Annotated in this window: 13 protein-coding genes and 7 pseudogenes; 9 read left to right on the top strand and 11 right to left on the bottom strand. The window is 57.9% G+C overall.

Features of this window, described 5'->3' with window-relative positions:
* Position 1: 1 nt before the first annotated feature.
* Genes ACM561_RS12075 through sbnA form a run of 4 tightly spaced genes read right to left on the bottom strand, consistent with a single transcriptional unit; the run spans position 2 to position 5,008 of the window.
* Entirely contained in the window at positions 2–1,231 is a 1,230-nt protein-coding gene (locus ACM561_RS12075) for an MFS transporter (protein ID WP_425905341.1), read from the bottom strand.
* Positions 1,219–2,976, bottom strand: a complete 1,758-nt coding sequence (locus tag ACM561_RS12070) for an IucA/IucC family protein (protein ID WP_425905340.1) — start codon at positions 2,974–2,976, stop codon at positions 1,219–1,221. The genes ACM561_RS12075 and ACM561_RS12070 overlap by 13 nt, the downstream gene beginning before the upstream one ends.
* A 5-nt stretch (positions 2,977–2,981) precedes the next feature.
* Positions 2,982–4,007: a 2,3-diaminopropionate biosynthesis protein SbnB gene (sbnB, locus tag ACM561_RS12065; protein WP_425905338.1), complete on the bottom strand. Its 1,026-nt coding sequence runs from the start codon at positions 4,005–4,007 to the stop codon at positions 2,982–2,984.
* Positions 4,004–5,008, bottom strand: coding sequence for a 2,3-diaminopropionate biosynthesis protein SbnA (gene sbnA, locus ACM561_RS12060; protein ID WP_425905336.1), 1,005 nt, complete (start codon positions 5,006–5,008; stop codon positions 4,004–4,006). Before sbnA ends, sbnB begins: the two co-directional genes overlap by 4 nt.
* 673 nt (positions 5,009–5,681) lie before the next feature.
* Here sbnA and ACM561_RS12055 point away from each other — a divergent pair.
* Positions 5,682–6,281, top strand: a pseudogene (locus ACM561_RS12055) (IS110 family transposase); the annotation flags it as partial.
* Here ACM561_RS12055 and ACM561_RS12050 read toward each other — a convergent pair.
* From ACM561_RS12050 to ACM561_RS12040, 3 genes and pseudogenes are all read right to left on the bottom strand, one after another.
* Positions 6,281–6,950, bottom strand: a pseudogene (locus ACM561_RS12050) (integrase core domain-containing protein); the annotation flags it as partial. The pseudogenes ACM561_RS12055 and ACM561_RS12050 overlap by 1 nt on opposite strands.
* Positions 6,866–7,045 (bottom strand): annotated as a pseudogene (locus tag ACM561_RS12045) (helix-turn-helix domain-containing protein); the annotation flags it as partial. The pseudogenes ACM561_RS12045 and ACM561_RS12050, both read right to left, overlap by 85 nt.
* 348 nt (positions 7,046–7,393) lie before the next feature.
* Positions 7,394–7,696 (bottom strand): hypothetical protein, encoded by a 303-nt coding sequence (locus tag ACM561_RS12040; protein WP_425905334.1) that lies wholly within the window; start codon positions 7,694–7,696, stop codon positions 7,394–7,396.
* A 269-nt stretch (positions 7,697–7,965) separates the two neighbouring features.
* Between ACM561_RS12040 and ACM561_RS12035 the strand changes: the two genes are divergently transcribed.
* From ACM561_RS12035 to ACM561_RS12015, 5 genes and pseudogenes are all read left to right on the top strand, one after another.
* Entirely contained in the window at positions 7,966–8,088 is a 123-nt protein-coding gene (locus ACM561_RS12035) for a hypothetical protein (protein ID WP_425905333.1), read from the top strand.
* Between the two features lie 568 nt (positions 8,089–8,656).
* On the top strand, positions 8,657–9,061 hold the full coding sequence (locus ACM561_RS12030; protein ID WP_425905331.1) for a FixH family protein: 405 nt from the start codon (positions 8,657–8,659) through the stop codon (positions 9,059–9,061).
* Positions 9,058–10,498, top strand: a pseudogene (locus ACM561_RS12025) (efflux RND transporter periplasmic adaptor subunit). Before ACM561_RS12030 ends, ACM561_RS12025 begins: the two are co-directional and overlap by 4 nt.
* Positions 10,495–13,665, top strand: a pseudogene (locus ACM561_RS12020) (efflux RND transporter permease subunit). Before ACM561_RS12025 ends, ACM561_RS12020 begins: the two co-directional pseudogenes overlap by 4 nt.
* A gap of 197 nt (positions 13,666–13,862) precedes the next feature.
* Positions 13,863–14,300, top strand: a pseudogene (locus ACM561_RS12015) (ATP-binding cassette domain-containing protein); the annotation flags it as partial.
* 1,325 nt (positions 14,301–15,625) lie between these two features.
* Here the strand turns inward: ACM561_RS12015 and ACM561_RS12010 are convergent.
* The 4 genes and pseudogenes from ACM561_RS12010 to ACM561_RS11995 form a co-directional block, all read right to left on the bottom strand.
* The gene (locus tag ACM561_RS12010) at positions 15,626–15,937 is read right to left on the bottom strand and encodes a hypothetical protein (RefSeq protein ID WP_425905330.1); all 312 of its coding nucleotides are present in this window, start codon (positions 15,935–15,937) and stop codon (positions 15,626–15,628) included.
* Positions 15,938–16,607: 670 nt separating this feature from the next.
* A pseudogene (locus tag ACM561_RS12005) lies at positions 16,608–17,108 on the bottom strand (site-specific integrase).
* A 189-nt stretch (positions 17,109–17,297) separates the two neighbouring features.
* The gene (locus ACM561_RS12000) at positions 17,298–17,504 is read right to left on the bottom strand and encodes a hypothetical protein (protein WP_425905329.1); all 207 of its coding nucleotides are present in this window, start codon (positions 17,502–17,504) and stop codon (positions 17,298–17,300) included.
* Positions 17,505–17,551: 47 nt separating this feature from the next.
* Positions 17,552–17,755: a hypothetical protein gene (locus ACM561_RS11995; RefSeq protein WP_425905328.1), complete on the bottom strand. Its 204-nt coding sequence runs from the start codon at positions 17,753–17,755 to the stop codon at positions 17,552–17,554.
* A 608-nt stretch (positions 17,756–18,363) separates the two neighbouring features.
* Here ACM561_RS11995 and ACM561_RS11990 point away from each other — a divergent pair.
* The 3 genes from ACM561_RS11990 (at position 18,364) to ACM561_RS11980 (ending at position 23,982) form a co-directional block, all read left to right on the top strand.
* Positions 18,364–20,769 (top strand): phosphoketolase family protein, encoded by a 2,406-nt coding sequence (locus ACM561_RS11990; protein WP_425905327.1) that lies wholly within the window; start codon positions 18,364–18,366, stop codon positions 20,767–20,769.
* A 142-nt stretch (positions 20,770–20,911) separates the two neighbouring features.
* Entirely contained in the window at positions 20,912–21,664 is a 753-nt protein-coding gene (locus ACM561_RS11985) for an HAD family hydrolase (RefSeq protein ID WP_425905326.1), read from the top strand.
* Between the two features lie 35 nt (positions 21,665–21,699).
* Positions 21,700–23,982 carry a glycoside hydrolase family 65 protein gene (locus ACM561_RS11980; protein WP_425905325.1) on the top strand — a complete coding sequence of 761 codons (2,283 nt, stop codon included), beginning with the start codon at positions 21,700–21,702 and terminating at the stop codon, positions 23,980–23,982.
* Positions 23,983–24,128: the final 146 nt, after the last annotated feature.

Raw genomic sequence — 24,128 nt, 5'->3', positions numbered from 1 at the left:
GTCATGCGACATCCTTCCCTTGGTTTTCAATCCTGCAAACAGGGTATGAGCGCTGCATGCCATTGCCGAGCACGAGTAAACCGGCCGCCATAAACAGTGCGGTGATCGGCCATACCAGGTTGGCAGGCGCAAGAAGCGGCATCAGAAGCATGACGATGAGCGGCCCCAGCATTTGGCCGACGACCATGAAACTGCGGCTCAACCCAGTCACATGCCCATAAACCGCTGCCGGCAGTTGACGACTGCAGGCCAGCAACATCGATTGCGCCAATGCGGCATAGCAGACCCCCTGAACTACCCTGAGCAAGGCGACCAGCCAGAGTTGATCGGCCTTCATCAACAATCCGATGGACAATGCGCAACCGATCGCGGCCAGCACGAATTGACGGCGCGGGTCACCACGATCGTTCAGATGTCCCCACAGCGGGCTCGCCAGCATAGTTGCCAGCCAGCCCAATGCATGCAGCGCCCCGGTCTTGCTGGCAATCGCATCCGCCGCGGGGAAATGCGCCATCAAATAGAGCGGGAAAACATTGACCAGTGCGAATGCAGCGGCCTGGGTCAGGCAGGCAGCTAACATCCAGTTGCGCAAATCGGCGCGGGCAAGCACAGTTTTCAAGCCGGCGAACTGTGGAAGGTTTTTATCCGGCGTCGACTTGGGCGGCTCTCTGAGCTGGCTCCATAACACGCCGCCCGCCATGCCCGTGAGCAGCGCACTCGCTATCAAAAGTGGCTTCAGCGACCATTGGTCCAGCATCATGCCACCCAGCACCGGACCGGCCAGCGCGCCGCAAGCAATCGCGCTTTCCTGCAAGCCCAGCGAGCGTCCACGCGACGCGTCGCTGCTGGCATGGCCGACGAAGGCAGTCAGTACGACGCCAATGGTGCTCATACCTTGCAGCAGGCGACCCAACATGAAGCTCAACACGCTTGTGCTCAGCGCCATCAGCAGCATGCTTGCGATGAACACCGCCAGCGACACCAGTAACATGCGCCGATAGCCGAATCGGTCACACCACTGACCGACAAGAGGCGCGAAGCACAAAGTGCCGAGCCCCGGTGCTGCCAGCGCGAGACTGCTCCAACGTGCGGCGCCAAGCGTATCAATGCCGGTAAGCGTCGCCATATACAGAGGTAGGATAGGCACCAACACCATCAGCCCGAGCGTCGTCACGGCTTGGCATGCCAGCAACAGGACAAGGTTGCGGGAACATGATGTTACGCCAGACATTTACATTCGACAGGTAATAACGGGTTGCTCAATCGTCCCATCGCGCTGGGCATGCCGGTGCCGAAGCTCGCTCGGCCGAGCAGCGGTGCCAGAAGCTGCTTGAACGGCCAATCAGGTTCATCCAGCAGCAGGCTCCTGGTCTCATTGGCGATGTCGTTCGGCAGCGGCACACGCGCCAGGCAGTCTTCCAACACCGTGCGTATGATATGCCAGCCATGCGACTCTTCCCGGCGGTAGCGCTCCGCCAACGCGGAAAGGATGGCATACAGGTTGACCTCGATGGCCAGGGTTTGCAGATACGCCAGCAACTCGCGCGGGGTATTCAGTTCGAGCGTGTTCGGCGTGCTGCGATCAATCATATAGTCCGGCGCCGCTACACCCTGGGCCCGCATCAGCGGCGGGCAGATGCGCAAGGTGTCGTGGTCGCGCAGGACCAGCGCGGCGATGCGCTGCCCCTGAAATGCCAGCACCACATTCTGTCCGTGCAACTCCGGCATGACACCGTACGCAAAGCAGCGCAGGCCCAATTCCAACAAGGCGCGGGCGATATCGGCGAACAATGCCCAAACCTTACTCTCCGTTCCGGCAAGACCGATCAGATGGTCGAAAGCCGGCAGCGTTCCTCCGGCGCTCGTCGCCGGCAATGCCGCCATCGGAATGAACGTCGCACCAGCCACCGTCGGATAGCGGCGGATCATACACGCCAGTTCTCCGGGCTCTGCTTGCAATGCATCGCGCTGGCTCAACGCCCACCAGTCATTCTCATTGCACAAGCGTAAAATGGCAGCCAGCCAGTCATCCCGCTGTTTCAGGCGCTCAAGGCAAGCACTGGCGAGCATGCCGTTGTGTAGATAGCGCGGTGGAAGCGTGCGCACCGCTCCCAACGCATTGACGGAAAGCGCAAGCTTGAGGTGCAAGCCGGGGCGGCCGATGACGGCAAGCGAACGCAGCGAAGCGGTCGGCATGACGGATCCCGGCCCTGTGCCCAAGTCAATGCAGCCCGCCAGGTCTGACAGTCCGGTGCGGTTAAGCCGCCCCCACTGCCACGGATGCGCAGGCAGCCATAAGTAAGTATCGCCATCGGCGCCGCGCGCGCGCGCCATCTCGGCGAGGGCTTGCTGCTGGAAGCGGTCCAGCAGCAGGTCCGACAAGGACTCGCAGGAAACGGTGAGGACCTGATCCCGCGGCAAGGCCACCCAATGCAGCGCAAACGAAGCGCCCGTTTCCGGCAAGTAGGTGGTCCCGTCGCATTCATCCCAATCCTTGGCGCGCGCCAGCGGATGAAACGGGCGGTCTTTTAGACAACTCACGGCCTCCCAGGACAGCAGGTCCTCCGGAGCCGCAACAGCCCGCGCTATGATGGTTGGTTCATACACCGCCGTCCATGCGGCCTGGTCGTAGGCTAACGCAAAGAAGTGGGCGAAACGGCCAGTCCGGTCGCCCCACCAGTCGGCGGTTTGCAGGGTCTCGACGACTTCGACGAGTGTTTGGTTTGTCGTACGGTGAGCGATATGCAACGCGACGGGCCGGTCCGACACCCGGAATGGGCGCAAACCACCGGCTTGATAACCGTGCCAAAGCAACGACCGCGTCTCATCAAGCGCGACATCCAGCATCGTGTCGCCGTCTTCGAGCGAATGAAACCTGCAGTGCTTGCGAAAGCCGTACAGATCCTCCAACCAAAGCGCATCGAACAGATCCTGAGCCAGCCGCCGCGCGTACGGATGAGATGTATTGGACTGCATGCATTTCAACCGTATAGCGGCAATTGCACGCCGACGCCGCGCTCGCGTGCCAGATGATAGAAATGCCGGGCGCATACTATGTCGTCGAGCGCCATACCCATCGGATTGAGGAGAATGATCTCTTCCTCGCTTTCGCGGCCGGGCCTGTCGCCCACGACGATTTGACCGAGTTCGGCGTGCAACCGCTCGCGGCTAAACCGCCCTTCCAGCACCAACTGGTTGATGATCTTTTTCTCGCGATTCGATTGATCCCAATCGTCCACCACCACTTTGTCGGCCTTTTCGTAGACCTCCTTGCACACATCCATGATCGATACGTTACTGACAAAGGCGCCCCGCTTAAGCCAACCGAAATGCAGATAAGGTGCATCGGCCACCGTGCAGGTCACGATCACATCGGCGGCACGCACCGCCGCTTCCGCCGAAATAGCCAGGACAAACTCCTTGTTCGGAAAACGCGCCGCAAACTCAGTAATGAAGGCGTCGGCAGCGGCATGCGAGAGATCAAACAGGTGAAGGCGCTCGATCGACGGGAATTGCTCCAGCAGGGTTTGTACCTGCATGCGCGCAATCGGGCCGCAGCCGATGCCGGCCACGTCGGTAAAGCCGGCACGCGCCAGATAACGAGTGGCTACGGCTGTGATCGCTGCGGTACGCATACCGCTAAGCAGGCCCCCCTCCATGAGCGCAATCGGATAATTTGTTTCCGCGTCGTTCAGCACCACGACCGCGCTGGCACGCTCCAGCCCGAAAAGGGATGGGTTATGCTGCCGGCTGCCGACCCACTTCACGCCCGCGATAGGCCGCTCGCCTCCCAGGTAGCATGGCATCGCGATGATGCGGTCGGCGATATGGTCAGCGGTCGGCCAGCGCAGGTAGGGTTTGAGCGGCTGCACGTATTCGCCGCGCGCATGCGCGGCTAACCCGTCGACAATGGCGTCGACATACGGTTGTGAATGATCGCCGCCCAACACGATCAGGTCGTTACGGTTGAGATAAAGCAAGTTCGGTGTGACGGTTGGCGAAGTCATGCTGTGTGTTCCATAGACAAGTTGACGGAATTTTTTGCCGTGCGCACCAAGTGGCGATCCTTCATGCGCGACACCCATTCGTCGTCATAGATCGTATCCAGATAGCGTTCGCCCCGATCCGGCAGAATGGTCAGGATGCGAGTGTCGCGTGGCAGGTCTGCACAGAGCCGTTGAATGGCCGCGATCACCGAACCGGACGATCCACCGGCGAAAATACCTTCGTGGTTGACGAGTTCACGGCATGCGACCGCGGATTCATAATCGTCGATATGAATTGCCTGATCGATCTCATCGCGCTGGAATAACTCCGGCACACGGCTGGCGCCGATTCCCGGCAGGTCGCGAGGATAGGGAGGCGTGCCGAACAGGATCGAGCCGACCGCATCCACTCCCACTACCTTCAACTCGGGCCACGCTTCGCGCAGGCGGCGGGAGATGCCATGCACGGTGCCTGAAGTACTGACGCCCAGCACCAGGTAATCCACCGGACGATCTAGATGTCGCAGGATCTCCTCACCTTCCCCATGGTAGTGGCTTTGCCAATTGCGCTCGTTGGCATACTGGTTGACCCATACGGCATCGGGCCACTCGCGCAGCAGGCATTTGATGCGCTCTATGCGCGTTCCCAGATAACCGCCCTGGCTATCCTTCTCGGTGACGAGCTCGATATTGCCGCCATAGCATTGAATAATTTTCAGATTGAGAGGTGAGATCTTCGGGTCGACCACTGCCGTAAAGCGCAAACCATGAATGCGGCAAGCCATGGCCAGCGCGATGGCGAGATTGCCCGACGAACTTTCGATGATGTGTGAATTCGGCCGGATGGACCCGTCCGCCAGACCGCGTTCGATGATATAGCGCGCCGGCCGATCCTTAACACTGCCTCCCGGATTGAACATTTCTAGTTTAGCAAGCACCTCACACGGCGAATTGCGAAACAAGCGAGAAAGACGGACGATCGGCGTATTCCCAGTGCTTTCGAGAATGTTGTGATAGATCATGAGATCATCCTTCACGAATGGATGGCTGGTGTGTGTGGATGCTTATCGCTGCTCGAGAAGTAGGAAGCCAGCGCCAGACGATGGGAAATTCCGACGTTGATACCGAAGCAGCGTCTATGCACATCGAAGGTTTTTTTGAACTAAGGCGAGAGAGATCGCGTCGACGCTCTCGAAGGTTTGCGGTCCGACAAGCGAGCGGTGCGCCCACTTCGATTCCTTACGAGAACCTTACATAACGAACAAGATCATTCGATCCTGATTATAGAGCTTCTAACTGTGAAGCCCGTTACTTCACTGGATAAGCTCACATTATCTTGGGCGAGCTCTAACAAATTTGAATCACTTTGCTCTAAACGTTGCGGTGGACTTGCGCACGATTTCATCGAGCACGTATCCTTCCTGATCGACGTGCGCCCAGCTAGCGCTGTTCTGCTCTCTGAAAAGTGGTCCTCCCTGAATTAGGCTATTAGCCGTTAGAGAGGATTTGGAATGCCCCAGAAGAAGCACAAGGCGGAAGAGATCGTCGCGAAGCTACGCCAGATGGATGTCTGTTGAGTTGCGACCGCCGTGCCGGTGCGCGCAGCTTTTGATAGCACGCGTGCGCCGGCGGCCGTGGCTAGTCAGAGTTTCTCTAGGATGTGTCTGTTCACAACTCATTCCGGAGAAACCGGTCATGACCACCCTAGATTTTACACCCACGGATGCCGTGCTGGTAGCGATCGATATCGCCAAGGTGCGCAATGAAGTTCTGATTGAGAGCCCCGATCATAAGGGCAGACGCTGATTGTCAGTTCTCAATAACCGCGCGGAACAAGATCGGTTGGTCGAAGTCCGGCGGTTATATGGGCGCCCGGTCGTCTGCGCCCTCGAGGCGACGGGCAACTATCACCGGCCGATCGCCTGGCGTTTGGCTGAAGCCGGCTTCGAGGTGCGGCTGGTTTCGTCACTGGCGCTGGCGCGGACACGAGAGGCTTTGCATAACGGTTGGGACAAGAACGATCCCAAGGATGCACAGGTGATCCTGCGCATGCTCAGGATCCAGGCGACCCAGCACTACCTCGATCCGCTCCGCGCCGGCATCAACGATGTCCAGGAACTATCGAAGACGCATGAAGCAATCGCCAACGCCAAGACGGAGATTCAGCATCGCATTCTGACGCACTATCTGCCGCTGTATTTTCCCGAGATCGAACGCTTTCGGGGCAATAGCCGTAGCGATTGGTTCTTCGCCTTCCTCGACGCCTGTCCGACGTCGGCAAGTATCACAGTGCTGTTGAATGTACCGTGAGGCCGGGAGAGGTTGTAGAACTGCTCCCACTCGGAGAGCCTTACGCGAAGATCGACATCGTCGGTGTAGGTGAGGAGCTGATAGAACTCCTGCTCATCTGTTTGGTGCGACCGCTCGACCTTGCCGTTCAGATGCGGCGACGCAGGTTTGATGTAGGCGTGGCGAATGCCGAGGTCCTCAACATGCCAATGGAATTGAACCTAAAATTCATGACCATTGTCGGTTCGAACCTCGCGGATTCGGAACGGGAATTTGTCGATGATGGTATTGATGAAGTCGATCGCGTTTGACTGATTCTGGCGGTCGTAAATCTTCAGGGCGCGGACGCGGGTGGCATCGTCGATAGCCGTGTACTGATAGCGCTTGATGGGCTTTCCGTCTTTGCCTTCAAATTTCAAGAACGTGACGTCGACCTGGATTTGGTGGCCCGGCACCTGTTGCTGATATCGCTGGGTATGGATCTTGCGGACACGTGTGCCGCCCGGCAGCCGGCTGAGGCTATTGCGCCTTGAATGCGATAGACCCCGGCGTCGGAAATGGTGATAGCGCGCCAGATACCAGACGATGCGGATTGGCCCCAGCCGGTAGGTCTTGCGCAGATGCAGCACCTTCTCGACGATCTCGGGAGGCGTGCGATTGGCAGGGTTCTTTGGCGCCGTCTTACGATTCTCAAGGCCTGCCAGGCCGTGCTGTCGATAGGCTGTTCGCCAACGGTAGAAGCTAGCCCGCCGACGCCGAAATACCGGCAGGCCTTTCCGACATCGCCAATCTTGTCAGCGTGCTGGAGCACCCGCAGCTTGTGGTCCACATCTCGCCGAAACTTGTGCATCCCGATCATCCTTCCTGCCATTGAGGTTCAAGAGAAAGGATGTCTCGCAAGTCCGTACATTCCTACATGTTGGTTATTTCCTGGACAGCGACGGTTAAACAATTAACCCGTCGCTGTGCGATAAGATCGTCCGGATCTGCATCGTGATCGAGGTAACGTTTATTCTTCACCACCGTCTAGCCGCCGTCGAACTTGTGCTGGTCGTACCCGCTCAAAGGTCCGCGTCACCGTCTGTGTTCTCCGTCGATAGATTGCCTCGCGTGCTACCTCAGTCGCAAACTTGTACGTGTCGGATCCGATAGCCGTAATCATCCCAATATCGCTTGCGGACCAGTCTGCATTCCGTCTCTTCGACATAGACCGGTTCCGGTGCGTAGTAGACAGGGGGAGGAGGTGGAGCGGCATAGACGCGGGGGCCGGCGAGAGCGCTGCCGAGAAGCACCCCGCCGAGGAGTCCCCCAGCTACACCTGCGGCAATTTGGCCGCCGTCGGCCCTTGCTTCAGGAGGGGACGCCACGAGCGAGCCAACGATGAAGCCGGTCGCAAGGACCGCCGCAGCTAACTTCCTCATTTCTTATCCATCTGCTGTTGGCGAGAGAGCACGAATAACAAGGATGACGATCTTTCAAAACACTTAAAAAAACTTTAGGAAACATCCCGCTCGACGCTGCTTTTACTCGGCCCCCCAGCGGCACGCGGTTGTCCTGTGGCTTACTTTGTCATCGCCATGCATAGGCCCAGGCATGCTGGAAGGTTCTGACGTACGGCCCTTGTGGGCGGCTGACTCGTCGTGATCATGGTCGTGGTAATCGTGCGTGTGACCATGGTGAGGCCGCAACCGTGATGATGGTCATCGTTGTCCTTGAGCAGCCAGGCGCTGACGAGGTTCACCACAAGACCGAGGACGGCCACGAGGATCACCGGACGAAGAGCGAAAGTCTGGCTACCGCAGGAGCGCTGTAGGTCGGTAAAACTGAACTGAATGTGTTCCAATTGACCCTTCTCTCGCGACGCGCTCTGTGGCATCGTAACTGTGTGCAGCTTGGTTCGCTCATATGCCGTCTGCTCTCGATCCTCGCGATCCTGGGCCTTTTGACTGCCCCGATGGCAAACCCATCGAGCGCGGCGATGGATGATGCGTCCATGTCTGAAATGGCTTCAATGCCGGCCGGCATGCCATGCTGCCCTGACCAAAAACCCGCCCTGCCGGATTGTTCAAAGTCCTGCCCGATGGCGGTCTTGTGCATGGCGAAGTGCTTTTCCGGCACTCCTGCCGCCTCTGCGGCCATTCCGGCCCGCATTGTCGTGGCCGCCGTGAAGATGTCGTGGGATGATATCTGGCGGGACGTTTTACTGGACCCACCTCCGCCTAAACCTCCCCGAGCCTGAATTCCATCGCCGGCCCTTCGTGAGCCGCATGCACCGCATGGCCAAACGGTCACGCGGTGAAGCCGCATGGCTTGATCGCAAGATCCTGCCATCAGCCCCGCGCATCCGCGTGCTCGAACGATGATTTTAGGAATCTCGGACAATGAAACAGTCGAACTTGAAGTGCGCTGCGGCGGCGGCGCTGATCAGCCTTGCCTCCATCAGCACCGTCTCGCCGACCTTGGCTGCCATTCAGGATTATGAGTTTCAGCTCGTTGAGAGCGAAATCAAGAAGGGCGAGGCCGTGATCGCGGTGCGCCTGATCAACAAGGTGGCCGGCAAGCCCGTGCCAAACGCCGTGATCTTCGCGACCCGGCTCGATATGGCGCCTGACGGCATGCAGGAGATGGCGACGAAGATGACACCGGTCCCCAGCCCTGAACCGGGCATCTACCAGTTCAAGGCCAACCTCAGCATGGCCGGCGGCTGGCAGCTTTCGATCGGCGCGAAGGTCCAGGGCGAGACCGGCTCCGTCGAAAACAAGCTCGTCTTTAGAGCCGTACCATGAACCGAGCGGGCCGCACAGGCCTCGCCTTCGCCGCCATTCTGGCGGCGGGGGCTGGAGGCTATTGGGCAGGCCAGCGCGCCATCGCGCTGCCTCCCTTCCCATGGAACCGAGCGATTTCTTCGTCAGATAGCGCAGCATCGGTTGCCCATGCTGGTCCCGCAGTATCCGGGCCAATCATCTACTATCGCGACCCGGATGGCCGTCCCGTCTACTCGGCTGAGCCGCGCAGGACGGCTGACAGGCGTGACTTCCTCGCTGTGCATGCGAGCGAGGACATCAGTTTTGATGAGAAGCCAGTGGCGATCGCGGAAGCCGCTCCGCCGGTAAACGGCGAACCAAGAAAGATTCTCTACTATCGCAATCCCATGGGTCTGCCCGACACCTCACCGGTGCCAAAGAAGGACTCGATGGGGATGGACTACATCCCTGTCTATGCCGGCGAAGATGACGATGGCTTGTCCGTCGAGATCAGTGTGCGCAAGCTGCAACGAACCGGCGTGCGAACAGACGTCGCTGTTAAGAGGGCTATCGTCAGTTCCGTGCGAGCCCCAGGCACGGTGCAGCTTGACGAGCGTCTGGTGACGGTGGTGGCGACTCGCTCTGACGCCTTCATCGGCAAGGTCGCAGCGGTGACGACAGGCGACAGAATTACCAAAGGCCAGACCCTTCTAGAGTTTTATTCGCCCGAGGTCGCGGTGGCCGGCGCGCAGTTTCTGACGGACCTTAACATTCGCGATAAGGACAACGCCCGCGGCGGCGGGCGGCAAAGGCTTGAAAATCTAGGCATTCCAACTCAGGACATCGCCGAAATTGAAAGGACCCGCAGGCCACCGCTTTCGATGACATGGCGAGCGCCCCGAAGCGGCGTCGTATTGGAACGAAATGCCGTCGAGGGCATGAAGGCAACGTCCGGGGAGGTCCTCTTCCGAATCGCCGACATTTCGACAGTTTGGATCGTCGCTGATGTGTCCGAATTTCAACTTGGTGCCGTGGCCGTCGGAGCTGCTGCCACGATCCGATTACGCAGCGCCAGGCCGAACGTTCAGCGGTCGCGTCGCCCTAATCTATCCGCGGGTGGCTCGGGAGACACGCACCGCCAAAGTCCGCATTGAAATGCCCAATCCGGATGGAGCCTTGCTTCCGGACATGTATGCCGATGTCGAAATCGCGAGCGGTTCGAGCGATCAGGTTGTGACCGTTCCCGACAACGCGGTAATCGACAGCGGGAACCGTCAAATTCTCATTATCGATCAGGGTGAAGGCCACTTCGAGCCCCGTGAGGTCAAGATCGGCACTCGCGGTGGTGGCTACACCGAAATTCGAGGCGGAATCGCGGCTGGTGACCGCGTCGTTATCTCCGCCAACTTCCTGATCGATGCGGAAAGCAATCTCAAGTCTGCGCTCACCAGTCTGACCTCGGGGGGCGGTACGCCATGATCGCTCGCTTGATCGCGTGGTCGGCGCGCAATCTCGTCCTGATTTTCGTCGGCACCGTCTTCGCCGTCGCCACCGGCGTCTACGCTCTCAAGACCCTGCCGCTGGATGCTATTCCGGACCTCTCGGACGTCCAGGTCATCGTCTACACTGATTACCCCGGCCAAGCTCCGCAGGTGGTCGAAGACCAGGTCACCTATCCGCTGACAACCGCGATGCTGACGGTACCAAAGTCGAAGGTAGTGCGCGGCTTCTCTTTCTTCGGGGTCTCCTTTGTGTATGTGATCTTCGAGGACGGCACCGACCCCTATTGGGCGCGCAGCCGTGTGCTCGAATATCTCAACACTGCTGCAAAGCGTTTGCCAGCAGGCGTGACGCCGGGCCTCGGACCCGATGCGACGGGCGTGGGTTGGGTCTATCAATACGCCGTTATCGCCAACGAGATGAGCCTTGCCGAGCTACGCTCGCTGCAGGACTGGGTGATCCGTTTCGTTGCCTCGAAGGCCGAAGGCGTTGCCGAAGTCGCGAGCGTTGGCGGCTTCGTCAAGCAATACAACATCGTCGTCGATCCGCTGCGCCTGCGAGCGCAGGGGATTTCCCTCGCTGTCGTACGTGATGCTGTACGCAACAGTAACCAGGATGTCGGCGGTCGCACGCTTGAGCTATCCGAGTTCGAGTTCATGGTGCGCGGGCGCGGCTACATCAAATCGCCGGCCGACATCGAGAACATCGTCCTGAAGTCCGAACAGGGCGTGCCGCTTCGCCTGAAGGACGTGTCGCGCGTCGAGATCGGCCCGGACGAGCGGCGCGGCATCACCGAGCTCAATGGTGAAGGCGAGGTCGCAAGCGGCATCGTGCTGCAACGCTTTGGCGCCAATGCATTGACCGTGATCGACAGCGTCAAGCAGCGCCTCGCCGACATCGCCGGCAGCCTCCCGAAAGGTGCGGAGATTGTGCCGGTCTATGACCGCTCGCACCTTATCAAAGCCGCTGTGGAGACGCTGCGTCACACGCTGACCGAGGAGAGCATCATCGTCGCGCTTGTGTGCGTGGTCTTCCTGCTGCATCTGCGCAGCGCGCTCGTCGCGATCCTGATGCTGCCGGTCGGGCTCCTGATTGCTTTTATCGGCATGAAGGCCATCGGGCTCGGTTCTAACATCATGAGCTTGGGCGGTATTGCGATTGCGGTCGGCGCGATGATCGATGCCGCCATTGTCATGATCGAGAACGCACACAAACATCTGGAGCGTGCCCCGCCCGACAAACCGCGCGTTCAGATTCTCATCGATGCGGCAGGCGAAGTCGGGCCAGCCCTGTTCTTCAGCCTGTTGGTCATTACCGTCTCGTTCCTACCGATCTTCACACTGGAATCGCAGGAGGGACGGCTCTTCGGACCGCTCGCCTTCACCAAGACGTTTGCGATGGCGGCCGCAGCGTTCCTATCCGTGACGCTCGTGCCGGCGCTGATGGTGGTCTTCGTGCGTGGACGCATCATCCCGGAGCACAAGAACCCGATCAACCGGTTCCTGATCTGGGCCTATCGGCCGATCATCCGTGAGGTGCTCAAGGCGAAGACCTTGACTATCCTGCTCGCGCTCGTCGCGCTCGCCGTCAGCATCTGGCCGGCGCGCCAGCTCGGCTCCGAGTTCATGCCAAATCTGAATGAAGGCACGCTACTCTACATGCCAACGACGTTGCCGGGTATCTCGGTGACGAAGGCGGCCGAGCTTCTGCAGACGCAAGATCGTATCATCAAGTCCTTCCCGGAGGTGGAGTCAGTCTATGGCAAGGCTGGGCGCGCCGCGACGGCAACTGATCCGGCTCCAACGGAGATGTTCGAGACGATCATCAACCTGAAGCCGAAGGACCAGTGGCGGCCGGGGATCACCGTCGATAGCCTCAAGGCTGAGATGGATAAGGCGCTGCAATTCCCTGGTGTCTCAAACGCCTGGACGATGCCTATTCGCGCCCGCATCGACATGCTCTCGACCGGCATCCGTACGCCGGTAGGCGTGAAAGTGTTTGGCACCGATCTCGGCGAGATGGAGAAGATCGCCCGCCAGATCGAAGCGGTGCTGCGCACGTTGCCCGGCACATCGAGCGCCTATGCCTAGCGCGTGATCGGCGGTTATTACCTCGACATCGTGCCCGACCGGGAAGCGCTCGGCCGCTACGGCCTTACCATCGGTGGTGTGCAGGACGTCATCGCCACCGCGCTCGGCGGCCAGACGGTGACGACGACGGTCGAAGGGCGCGAACGCTATGGCGTTAACATCCGCTACCCGCGCGACTTGCGCTCCAGCCCACAGGCCATAGCCTCGGTTGTGGAAATCCCGCTTGCCGGCGGCGGCGCGATCCCGCTCGGCGAGGTAGCGAAGGTTCAGCTCACCCGTGGCGCGACCGCGATCCGCACCGAAAACGGCCAGCTTGCGACCTTTATCTACGTCGATATCAGCGGCCGCGACCTTGGCGGCTACATTGCGGATGCACAAAGGGCGGTTGCGGCTTCGGTGAAGCTGCCGATGGGTTACTCGGTCGGCTGGAGCGGCCAATACGAATATCTGCAACGTGCCGAGGCAAGATTGAAGATCGTCGTACCGGTGACGCTGCTGATTATCTTCCTGCTACTCTATCTCAATTTTCGGGCGCTGACAGAGACGCTGATCGTCATGCTGTCCTTGCCGTTCGCCCTCGTTGGAGGCGTGTGGCTAATGTGGTGGCTCGGCTTCAACATGTCCGTAGCCGTAGCCGTTGGATTCATCGCGCTTGCCGGCGTTGCTGCTGAAACGGGCGTCGTTATGCTGATTTATCTCGATCAAGCCATGACTGAAGTGAAAGCGAAGCGCGCCAAGCAGGGTCGGAGGTTCACTCGGGCCGATCTTTATGAGGCAATCATGGTCGGCGCTGTTGAGCGCGTGCGGCCTAAGATGATGACCGTTGTTACCATCATGGCAGGTCTCGTGCCGATCCTCTGGAGCACCGGCGCCGGTTCCGAAGTCATGCAGCGCATCGCCGTGCCGATGATCGGGGGCATGGTCTCATCGACCATGCTCACCCTCGTCGTCATTCCAGCCATCTACGCTCTCGTCAAAGGTTGGGGGTTGACGCGGAACCAGCCAGCCACAAAACCCGAAGACAGACCCGTCGATCTCCGAGCCGCCGCCGAATGAAAGGAGACTGCGATGATGCACGACACGATGAGGTAATCTAGGCTGGGGAATGGCATCGTTGGCCCTTTGGCCGTGGTTGTGCTCGTCCTCCTGATCGCCACGCTCGTAAATCTCACTGGAACCACGCCGACCACATTTCTGGGCGATGATGGCCGTCCCTGGCGACATGATGACGATTGGTCGCGAAGCATCATACCGCCGCGAAGCTCGCCGGGGCGCATGACTTCATTCTGGAACTCCCGGAAGGCTACGACACCATGGTCGGTGAGCGCGGCGCCAGCCTCTCAGGGGGCCAACGGCAGCGCGTTGCCATTGCCCGTGCCTTGGTGGGAAACCCTCGAATCCTGATTTTCGATGAGGCAACCAGCGCGCTGGACTATGAAAGCGAGCGGGTGATTCAGGAGAAAACGCGCAGCGTTGTGCGTGGCCGGACCGAAAACGGGCTCGCCGTCGTAAGCCCCCCGAACCTTTTTCAGGGCGACCCGCCACACGATCGAGCGCTGGCTGATCGCCCCTTTGGCCGGCCCCGCGGGTTGCCTGACTTGCCTTTGAGAAAGCGGTATTCAATCGGGGGCGGCTTACGGCCGCTCGTAATCTTAGCCATTATTCTGCTCATTCAGGAAGTGACGGCGTAATACTTTTTTAATGTGCGCTTGATCTTGATCATATTCGACCCGCGCTTAATTCCCGTAAAGCTCGAAAGACCCGTTCGCATCTGACTGCGTCCGCCACCAACAAATTCAAAGACTTACAGGGCATTGAGCCGGATCAGACGCAGAACGGATTATCCGGTTTGCTCTTCGGTTTGCAATTCCTGTTCTTTTTCTGTTTCGCGGAACCGAAGTCTAAGCCATTCTACCTGCGGGTGAATAGGCAGAGGAATTCGTTTCGTTGGCGCAGCTTGCAGAAGCTTACATTCATTTCAGGCCGTACAAGGCATCCGATCGACAGATTCGGGCACTAGGAGAATACGCCCAGCGCATTGCCATAGAGGTTGCTGGCGAAATCTACGGAGGCGACGTCCTAGTTCATGTCGAACTGGAGGAGGGCCCGCGATTTTTCCGTTCGACGTGTGCAGCCCCTTCAGCGAAAGGGCCGGGATTCCCGTCAAAGACATTTATCGATTTGAACGAAGGCTGAAAACTCCGGGAAAACTCTACCGCATCACCAAACGGCTAGAAAAATTAGAACGATCTCTATCGGAGCTAAGTCCGAAGGACGTGCAAAAAGAACTGGGCCGCCTCTGTGGCGAGCTAAACGCGGCTGCGGACGACTTAAGTCAGGACGAAATTCAAGCGGTTGAGAAAGCGCTTCGTCGACCTAAGCTACCGCCGCCTCGGAAGTGGCCAGAGCCCAAGGTTCTCCTGCGTCGTGAAGATGAGCTTGAACTCCCGCTTGGGCAAATCCAGCCTCCAGTGGAACCAACTCGACGCATCGTATTCCAGTCGACGACGGAAGTCCCGCAACAGCGCCGGTTGCGGCTCAGACGGCTGACTGAGAACGATCAATCGTTCTTAGACTAGCCTTCGCGACCATCTTGACGATCGCCTGATCAGCTAACTCGCTCTGCCCGCCGGGGTAGTGCGCCTTCAGAATCTCCTCAACATCACGCGGGCTATGCCCTGTAATCGAATGAATCCGGTAAAGACTTGGTTCGGGCAGTGGCCGCCCATGTTTATGACGTGTGAACCTCATCAACGGCCCCTTGAACGATCACGGTTTTGCCAACGTATGACGGCGCGTCTGAGGGACTGATGGTCTGTGCGGTATTTCAAAGCTGATTGAATAAACAAAATGAGGTCATGCAGGCACGACCCTTCCGGCCGAGTGGAGTGAGACCATTCCAAATCAGTCCTTGGTTGAGGTGCTGCCGGTTGCATCGGAGCGCCAGATCCCTAAAGGCCATCAGTTTCTTAATGCAGGCGTTGACGATGAACAGTCTGTAGGCGGCACCTTGCCATCACTTCCTCGCTTCATAGGGCAGAAAGTACACACCCTCGCGAGTGCCCAGGCGCTCCTGTTCCCAAGCTTTACGCTCCTCGTCGGTAGCCGGGATGAATGCAAAGCAACTCTGAGCGCCCACTGTTTCGCCCGCTGCCGTTAGCGCCTCCTGGACCAGGCCATACACTTTTGGGGTCCCGATCAGTTCCTGCATACGCTCGTCTTCCGACGACAAGTTTACGGTGCCTACGCGCACACCATGCTCATCCGGGCTGCCCTCGTTCAGAACGAGGAAGATCGTGGTTAGCTCAGAATCCGTAGGTTCGCTCATCTATCCCTCCTCGCTTTCAGCCCAATCTCTACCAGCCTCCGAACCGCTTCCGGACGGCCAGGTAGGTCGTCTTGTTTCCGACGCCAGTCGTCGAGGGCCTTGGCCATACCGGGCTGGACGCGAACGCCAATTAGATCGCCAGTAGCGGGCGCTCTCCTTTTTGGTGTTTTGATGTTATCACGACTCAAATTCTTCATGAAGCCATGTTAACACGAAAACAGGCTGGAGCAAAGTGGCGATCTCGCGTCCGGCCCTAACCGCAACCGCCGTCTAGTAGCGATCATGGCTACCTCTGAAACTACCACAACCGTTCCAATCAGGGGCGAGCTCGACTGTGCTATTCACGCCGTACGTCAGCAAATCGACGACATTTTTTCCGCTGTGCAGGTGCTAGAGGAGTTTCTAGGAAACAACGTCGAGTTGTCTAATGGTGCCAGTTGGCTGCTCGATCGATCACCCGCCACGTCAACAACGCCGATGTCGTTATGGACGAGCTAGGGGGTAATAGACAGAATCCCCTTCGCGCCGGTGCCGGAATAACGTCGCAACAAGTGGCGGACGCATTGTTGGCTGCATGGCAGGCTAATCGGCATCGTCCACCGACGAGAGGCTGGCGGCCTGAAACTATTCAAACTTGAATAATTTGGCCCGCCTCACCAAACGGGGCGGGCTACTTTCCACTAATGGCCTTCGCTATTTCCGATCCGATCGCATCAGCCGCGCGCCGCGGTACTTCGTCAGCGATGTGAGCGTAGCGTTTCGTGGTGCTTGCGTTCGCGAGGCCGAGGAGGGCGCTAATTGCCGGGAGACCATGCCCTTGCCCAGCGCCTACGGCGGCGAATGAGTGTCGCAGATCGTGCAAACGAGCCTCCTTCACGCCAGCGCGTTTGATAATGGCTTGCCAAGGTCACTTTAGGTCGGCGCGTGGTTTCTCCTTCTTGGTGCCAGCTGACTCTCCCGCGATCACAAATGCACCGATGCGCGGAATGTTCGTCAGAATGTCGGTCGCCGCGCTTGGCAGGAATACGACATTCTTTCCTGTCTTTGAGTCTGCCAGGCGCAATACGCCTCGATTGAGGTCGACCTCTTTCCATCGAAGATCCAAAATTTCCCGCAGCCTGCATCCAGCCAGCATCAGAAATCTTATCGTGGCGGTGACGTGCGGCGACATCACGACCTGCTGGCCTTTTGGCGAGTGTTTTGCGTCGCCGGCGAGGGCGGCGAGGAGCTTCAAAACATCCGAACCGCCGTCGCCACTAGGCAAATGCCGCATAGCCAACAAAAACCTAAATGATTTTTAGGTAGCCTTTTTCCGAGAACAGGTTTCCCGAATCTGAGAATAGGTTGAACCGGGTCGCATCTAGTCATCCGAATCGAGTGCTCTAAACATCAAATCCAGAAGCATCGGCCGCCGCGCTGGGTCAGCGGCCTTCAACATTTTCGAATACACCGTCGCAACAGCGCTTATGCCCGCTACCCATCGACCATCGGCAACGCGCGTCATGATAACGCCCGTATTCGAAGCCTCAAAAATGAACTCAGATGTGCTGAGTTTCAAATCGTCCATCAGAAAAATCCCCCTCTCCCCAAAAGGCACTGTCTGGATCGGCGCGGTTATGCCAGCGCATCGAACATCAATCCAAACAGCCTTTCTCGATACGTACCCGGCATTTCCGTCGTGACCATCTTTGCAAAGATCGCGACCGCTTCAGCGCTGTTCGAAGTACGCTGCTCACTGTCCGCAATTCGCGTAATGCGTAATCCCTCACTAAAGGTTTCAAAGTTGAGGTCTGGACCTTGAAGTTTCAAATCACTCATAAAAATACACCTTCTCGTTGAAAAAGACTGTCAGTTCCAAATTGGTTTTCTTTCACCCGCCAAGCATTCGCCAAGCCATGATGGATCACCGAATCTGTGAGTCAACTTGGCTGCGGCGTCCCGATCCATGTTGGGAGTTGCCATCGTTCGAAGCGGAGCGTCACGATTGCCATCAAGTATCGCTTTGAAGCGCTCTTGATCACCCCGCAGAGGAACCTACGCGAGCCTGGTGACCAAAGGGAATTGCTCCCTTCTCTGATAGCCGATCAAAGCGCCCCCACGATGCGTGGTTCGATTGCTTTCGCCAATTGTTCACGGGATCGGGCGGCCAGTCTGTGCACTCATGCTACAGCGTATACAGGTTACGCTTTTGCAACGTCCGATCGGCAGCTCTTGATCTAGATCAAACTGGCTGTTCGGTTTCGGGATGACCATCAAACGGTGAAAGGTATGGAAGGCCGGCGGAATTCGCATCCGAGTTCACAGCGACAATCTTCCGGGAACGGAAGTGATGCTGGGGGAGGGCGGGCCGATGGCGATGCGGATCGGAGCTTCTAGGTGAGGACTGACAACAGGTTTAACGTTGCAGGTATCGCTGGGAGGTAGGGATGGCAAGCACGCTTTCTAGCAAAGAGCGGGCGATGATGGATGCGTACTGGCGGGCGGCCAATTACCTTTCGGTCGGCCAGATCTATCTCTACGACAACCCGCTGCTTAAGCAATCGCTCACAAAGGATCACATCAAGCCGAGGCTTCTTGGCCACTGGGGAACGACGCCAGGCCTGAACTTCATCTATGTCCACCTTAACCGGGTGATAAATAAGCACGATCTCGACGTGATCTACGTCACCGGCCCCGGACACGGTGGTCCCGGGCTGGTCGCGAACGCTTACCTGGAGGGGACCTACAGCGAGGTCTATCCGAACATTTCTCCCGATGAAGAGGGAATGAAGCGACTATTCACCCAATTCTCCTTCCCGGGCGGTATCCCGAGCCACGTTGCACCGGAGACCCCTGGCTCAATTCACGAAGGCGGGGAACTCGGCTACGCCCTCTCACATGCCTACGGAGCGGCCTTCGACAACCCCAATTTAATCGTGGCCTGTGTCGTCGGCGACGGCGAAGCGGAAACTGGACCGCTGGCAACGAGCTGGCATTCCAACAAGTTCTTGAACCCGGCGACCGATGGGGTGGTCTTACCGATACTTCACTTGAACGGCTACAAGATCGCCAATCCCTGCATTCTCGCGCGCATCAGTCATGATGAATTGGATCATCTATTTCGTGGTTACGGCTATACGCCATATTTCGTCGAGGGGGATGAGCCGGAAAAAATGCACGAGCTGATGGCCGCAACCATGGATAAGGTTGTCGGGGAAATTCAGCGCATTAAATCCGCTGCACTCAAAGTTGGATTTGAGGAGCGCCCACTATGGCCGATGATTGTACTCCGCACACCCAAAGGCTGGACATGTCCGAAGGAAATTGATGGCAAGCGCACAGAGGATTATTGGCGATCTCACCAGGTGCCGATGGGTGAGATGCATCGGAACGCGGCCCATGTGCGTCTCCTCGAAGAGTGGATGAGGAGCTATCGACCTTCAGAGCTGTTCGATGACAGCGGCCAGCTCCACCCCGAGTTGGCCGACCTCGCCCCTCGAGGCGCACGTCGCATGAGCGCCAACCCGCATACCAATGGCGGGTTGATCCTGCGCGAACTGCGGCTGCCAAATTTTCGCGATTACGCTGTCGACGTGACCGCACCCGGCGCCGAAACCGCCGAATCTACGAGAGCCATGGGTCGGTTCCTTCGCGATGTAATGAAGCTAAATATGGAGGCCCGTAATTTCCGGCTCTTCAGTCCAGACGAGAACAACTCGAACCGCTGGCAGGATGTACTAGAAGTCACCAATCGTGCCTGGGCCGCAAACACCTTCTCCTGGGATGATCATCTAGCACCCGATGGGCGGATTATGGAAATGCTCAGCGAGCATCAATGCCAGGGCTGGCTCGAGGGCTATCTTCTGACCGGCCGGCACGGCTTTTTCTCCTGCTATGAGGCGTTCATCCACATCATTGACTCGATGTTCAATCAGCACGCCAAGTGGCTGAAGGTTTGCAATCACATTCCATGGCGACGGCCTATTGGCTCGCTAAACTACTTATTGTCGAGCCATGTCTGGCGCCAGGACCACAACGGCTTCAGCCATCAAGACCCAGGGTTTATCGACCACGTCATTAACAAAAAAGCTGAGGTCATCCGCGTCTATCTCCCCCCTGACGCTAATTGCTTGCTCTCGGTCACTGATCATTGTCTGCGCAGCCGAAACTACGTCAACGTCGTCGTCGCGGGGAAGCAGCCCGCTCCTCAATGGTTGACGATGGACGAGGCTGTCAAGCATTGCGAAGCTGGATTGGGTATTTGGGAATGGGCCAGCAATGACCATGGTGGCGAGCCCGATGTCGTAATGGCTTGCTGTGGTGACGTGCCAACGCTGGAGACGCTCGCCGCTGTCGATCTCCTTCGAAGATACGCGCCAGATCTGAAAGTCCGCGTCATCAATATCGTCAATCTGATGAAGCTGCAGCCTCCGAGCGAGCATCCGCACGGTCTGTCTGATCATGATTTCGACGCGCTTTTCACGACTGACAAGCCGATCATCTTTGCGTTCCACGGGTACCCGTGGCTGATTCACAGACTGACCTACCGGCGCACGGGCCACAACAACGTGCATGTGCGGGGTTACAAGGAAGAGGGCACCACCACGACACCGTTCGATATGTGCGTGCTTAACGAGCTAGATCGCTTCCACCTCGTAAGCGACGTAATCGATCGCGTGCCGAAGCTCGGATCTCGCGCTGCCTATGCCAAGCAGGCCATCCGCGACAAGCTCATCGACCACAGGGCCTTCATCGCTCGGTATGGGGACGATATGCCGGAGATCACTGGCTGGAGATGGGGGCAGGAGGCGTCTTCTGCGGTCGTTCACTCGACCGAGGCCGACAACGTCTAATTTGGAACAGGCCTCTCCTCGAAGCGGCGGCGTGATGATCGAACGATTAGGAGACTGAAACGCGATTGAACGAAAACTTGAATAGTCTGGCTGCGATCCAGTTCTGTGGCAGAAAACTCGGGGATGTCTTTGGAGAAGGATCATGCGGCAGCATATCAGGCGCGTCAGCCGCGATCAGTACGACGCCGTCCTCTTTGATCTCGACGGTGTCGTAACGGACACCGCCGGCCTCCACGCGAAGTGCTGGAAACAGATGTTCGACGAGTACCTTCAAAAGCGTTCGAGGCATAGCGGGGAAGCATTCCGTCCCTTCGATCTCGCCGCGGACTACCGGCTCTATGTGGATGGCAAGCCCCGTTTCGACGGTGTTCGCGACTTTCTCCGCTCTCGCGGAATCCAACTCCACGAAGGAAACCCTGATGACCCTGCAGAGGTTGAGACAGTGTGTGGACTTGGCAACCGCAAGAACGACCTCATCAACCAGATTATAGCGGATGTAGGTGTAGAGCCCTACCAGGGAACCGTGCAATTTATCCATCAGCTTCGCCGCAATGGATTCAAAATTGCCGTCGTCACCTCAAGTCATAATTGCACGGCAGTGCTTCAGATCGCCCAGTTGGACGACTTCTTCGAGGTGCGGGTTGATGGTGATACCATCGATGCGCAAGGTCTTTCCGGGAAACCCGCCCCGGATACGTTTTTGATAGCGGCAAAGCTACTGGGGGCTGACCCGGCACGGTCCGTTGTCATTGAGGATGCTATTTCCGGAGTGCAGGCTGGAGTTAATGGGAACTTCGGGCTTGTGATCGGTATTGCGCACAAGGGGAATACCGAGGAACTGAAGCGTCATGGGGCTCACTTGGTAGTCCAGGATTTAGCCGAACTGCTGGACTGACGAACGCCTCGCGATGCCTTTGGAGAAACAGCCCGATGCTGCATCATGAACGTCTCAGACCGCCATCCCACGATTATCCGGCCGACGAATGGAACGTCGTCGAAAAAGCGTTTCATCCCGAATTGCTGGCTCAGCTCGAAACGATGCTAGCGCTCGGTAACGGGTACCTCTGCATACGGGGGTGCCCGGAGGAGGGCGGCCCAAACTCTGAAAACGGCACTTTCATTAATGGGTTCTATGAAACGTGGCCGATCATCTATGGAGAAGAAGCCTACGGTTTCGCAAGGACTGGTCAGACGATCTGTAACGTGACCGACTGCAAAGTCATCAAACTTTTCGTCGACGACGAGCCGTTCTGGCTGCCCCATGCGCACCTTTTGAACTATGACCGACGACTCAATATGAAGGCGGGAACACTAGACAGGGAGATTGTTTGGGAAACTCCATCTGGCAAACAGGTGTCCATTATATCCCGACGTTTGGTCTCCTTCGTCAATAGGCACGTGGCCGCCATCTCCTATCGTGTAACAATACTCAATGCACAAGCTTTTGTCGTGATCTCTTCGGAGATGACCGCAGACGAACGCGGCACTCGCAGCAAGGAAGACGATCCACGACTGGCGAAAGCCCATCCAGGCCGCGTGCTGCATCAGCGGTCCACCCATTCCAAAGACCGCCGCATCGTGCTGTGCCATTCGACCGAAAGAAGCCGGTTCGTCCTCGCATGCGCGACTGACCATGCGATAGAGAGCGCGTGCCCGCATTCCTACAAAGTCGCCCATAGTGGTGACTCCGGCCAAGTCGCCTTCACAATCGAAGCGCGGCCGAGCTGCTCCATCCAGCTTACCAAATTCATGGCCTATCACGCCTCGCAGACGGATTCTCCCGAACAGATCTGCAGCCGTGCTGGGTGGACAATGGATCGCGTGGTGAGCCAGGGGTTCCAGAATTTGCTCGCCTCCCAGGAGCAATACATGGACGATTTCTGGCGCAGAAGCGATGTTCGGATCAAGGACGTCAGGGAGGATCGAACAAAACGCAGTACAGCCGAGATCCAGCAGGCAATCCGGTTCAATCTTTTTCACATCCTGCAAGCCTCGGCGTGTGCCGAAGACAGGGGTGTGCCGGCGAAGGGCTTAACCGGACAGGCCTATGAAGGGCACTACTTCTGGGACACCGAAATCTACCTTCTGCCGTTTCTGACGTACACCTCGCCCCGCATCGCCAGAAATCTGCTGGCATTCCGCTACAAGATGCTGCCTCAGGCACGGGCCCGCGCGAAGGAGTTAGGCCACCGGGGAGCGATGTTTCCGTGGCGCACCATTAGCGGCGAAGAAGCATCGGCATATTACGCCGCAGGTACCGCACAATATCACATCAACGCAGACATTATATACGCGCTGCGCAAGTACGTGCAGGCAACGGGCGATGAATCGTTTCTGCGGGACTACGGCGCCGAAATGCTCGTCGAAACTGCACGTTTGTGGGCGGACCTGGGCTTCTATTCGGATGCTAAAGGCGACAGGTTCTGTATCAACGGCGTCACCGGGCCAGACGAATACAATGCAGTCGTAAACAACAATGCATACACGAACTTGATGGCCCGCGAAAACTTGCGCTACGCAGCTCACGTTGTCGAATCCATGCGCAAGACAGAACCGGACGCATACAATACTCTTGTGCACAAAACGGCACTCGAGCCCTCTGAGGTGACAGCATGGATTCGCGCGGCAGAAAACATGTATGTCCCATATGACGAGAAGCTGGAGATCATCCCTCAGGACGACAGCTTTCTGGACCGAGAGCCGTGGGATTTCCAGAATACGCCGCGCGAGCGTTATCCGCTGCTCTTGTTTTATCATCCACTGAACATTTATCGAAAACGAGTGATCAAACAGGCGGACGTGCTTCTAGCCATGTTCCTGTTGGGTGATGCTTTTCCAACTGAGGCGAAGAAACGCAACTTTGATTTCTACGATCCTTTGACGACGGGCGATTCATCTTTGTCGTCGTGCGTCGAAGCAATTGTCGCCGCACAGACGGGTGATATGGACAAAGCGATTCGATACGGAATGGCGGCGCTCCTCATGGACTTGGCCGACGTCGGCGGCAACGTGAGAGACGGCTGCCATATCGCCTCAATGGGCGGCACCTGGATGATGCTCACCTACGGTTTCGGAGGGATGCGGGATTCTGACGGGATGTTGTCGTTCTGGCCACGTCGCGCGCCTGAAGAGAATGCGATCCTTCGATTTCCCTTAGTCTACCGCGGCCAGATGCTGGAAAGTTGGAATCGGCCTGGACACCGTGGAGTATAAGCTGCGCGAAGGTGAACGTCTTGTGGTCCGCCATGAAAGGGAAGAGATCGAGTTAACTCGGGAAAATCCGGTCGCGGTCCGGCCGATTAGCAGGGGGCCGACAATCTAGATGCCGGACGGACAAGAGGTTTTATAGGAGCAGGCTC

It is taken from the genome of Nitrobacter sp. TKz-YC02 (assembly GCF_049852135.1).
Classification (GTDB): domain Bacteria; phylum Pseudomonadota; class Alphaproteobacteria; order Rhizobiales; family Xanthobacteraceae; genus Nitrobacter; species Nitrobacter vulgaris.
The sequence above is the reverse complement of the archived record's forward strand: the minus strand, read 5'-3'. Positions and strand labels throughout refer to the sequence as shown.

Excerpts from the sequence above, each read along its gene's own strand:
- ACM561_RS12075 (WP_425905341.1), bottom strand. The coding sequence starts at position 1,231 with ATGTCTGGCGTAACATCATGTTCCCGCAACCTTGTCCTGTTGCTGGCA.
- ACM561_RS12070 (WP_425905340.1), bottom strand. The coding sequence starts at position 2,976 with ATGCAGTCCAATACATCTCATCCGTACGCGCGGCGGCTGGCTCAGGAT.
- sbnB (WP_425905338.1), bottom strand. The coding sequence starts at position 4,007 with ATGACTTCGCCAACCGTCACACCGAACTTGCTTTATCTCAACCGTAAC.
- sbnA (WP_425905336.1), bottom strand. The coding sequence starts at position 5,008 with ATGATCTATCACAACATTCTCGAAAGCACTGGGAATACGCCGATCGTC.
- ACM561_RS12040 (WP_425905334.1), bottom strand. The coding sequence starts at position 7,696 with ATGAGGAAGTTAGCTGCGGCGGTCCTTGCGACCGGCTTCATCGTTGGC.
- ACM561_RS12030 (WP_425905331.1), top strand. The coding sequence starts at position 8,657 with ATGAAACAGTCGAACTTGAAGTGCGCTGCGGCGGCGGCGCTGATCAGC.
- ACM561_RS12010 (WP_425905330.1), bottom strand. The coding sequence starts at position 15,937 with ATGAGCGAACCTACGGATTCTGAGCTAACCACGATCTTCCTCGTTCTG.
- ACM561_RS12000 (WP_425905329.1), bottom strand. The coding sequence starts at position 17,504 with ATGGACGATTTGAAACTCAGCACATCTGAGTTCATTTTTGAGGCTTCG.
- ACM561_RS11995 (WP_425905328.1), bottom strand. The coding sequence starts at position 17,755 with ATGAGTGATTTGAAACTTCAAGGTCCAGACCTCAACTTTGAAACCTTT.
- ACM561_RS11990 (WP_425905327.1), top strand. The coding sequence starts at position 18,364 with ATGGCAAGCACGCTTTCTAGCAAAGAGCGGGCGATGATGGATGCGTAC.
- ACM561_RS11985 (WP_425905326.1), top strand. The coding sequence starts at position 20,912 with ATGCGGCAGCATATCAGGCGCGTCAGCCGCGATCAGTACGACGCCGTC.
- ACM561_RS11980 (WP_425905325.1), top strand. The coding sequence starts at position 21,700 with ATGCTGCATCATGAACGTCTCAGACCGCCATCCCACGATTATCCGGCC.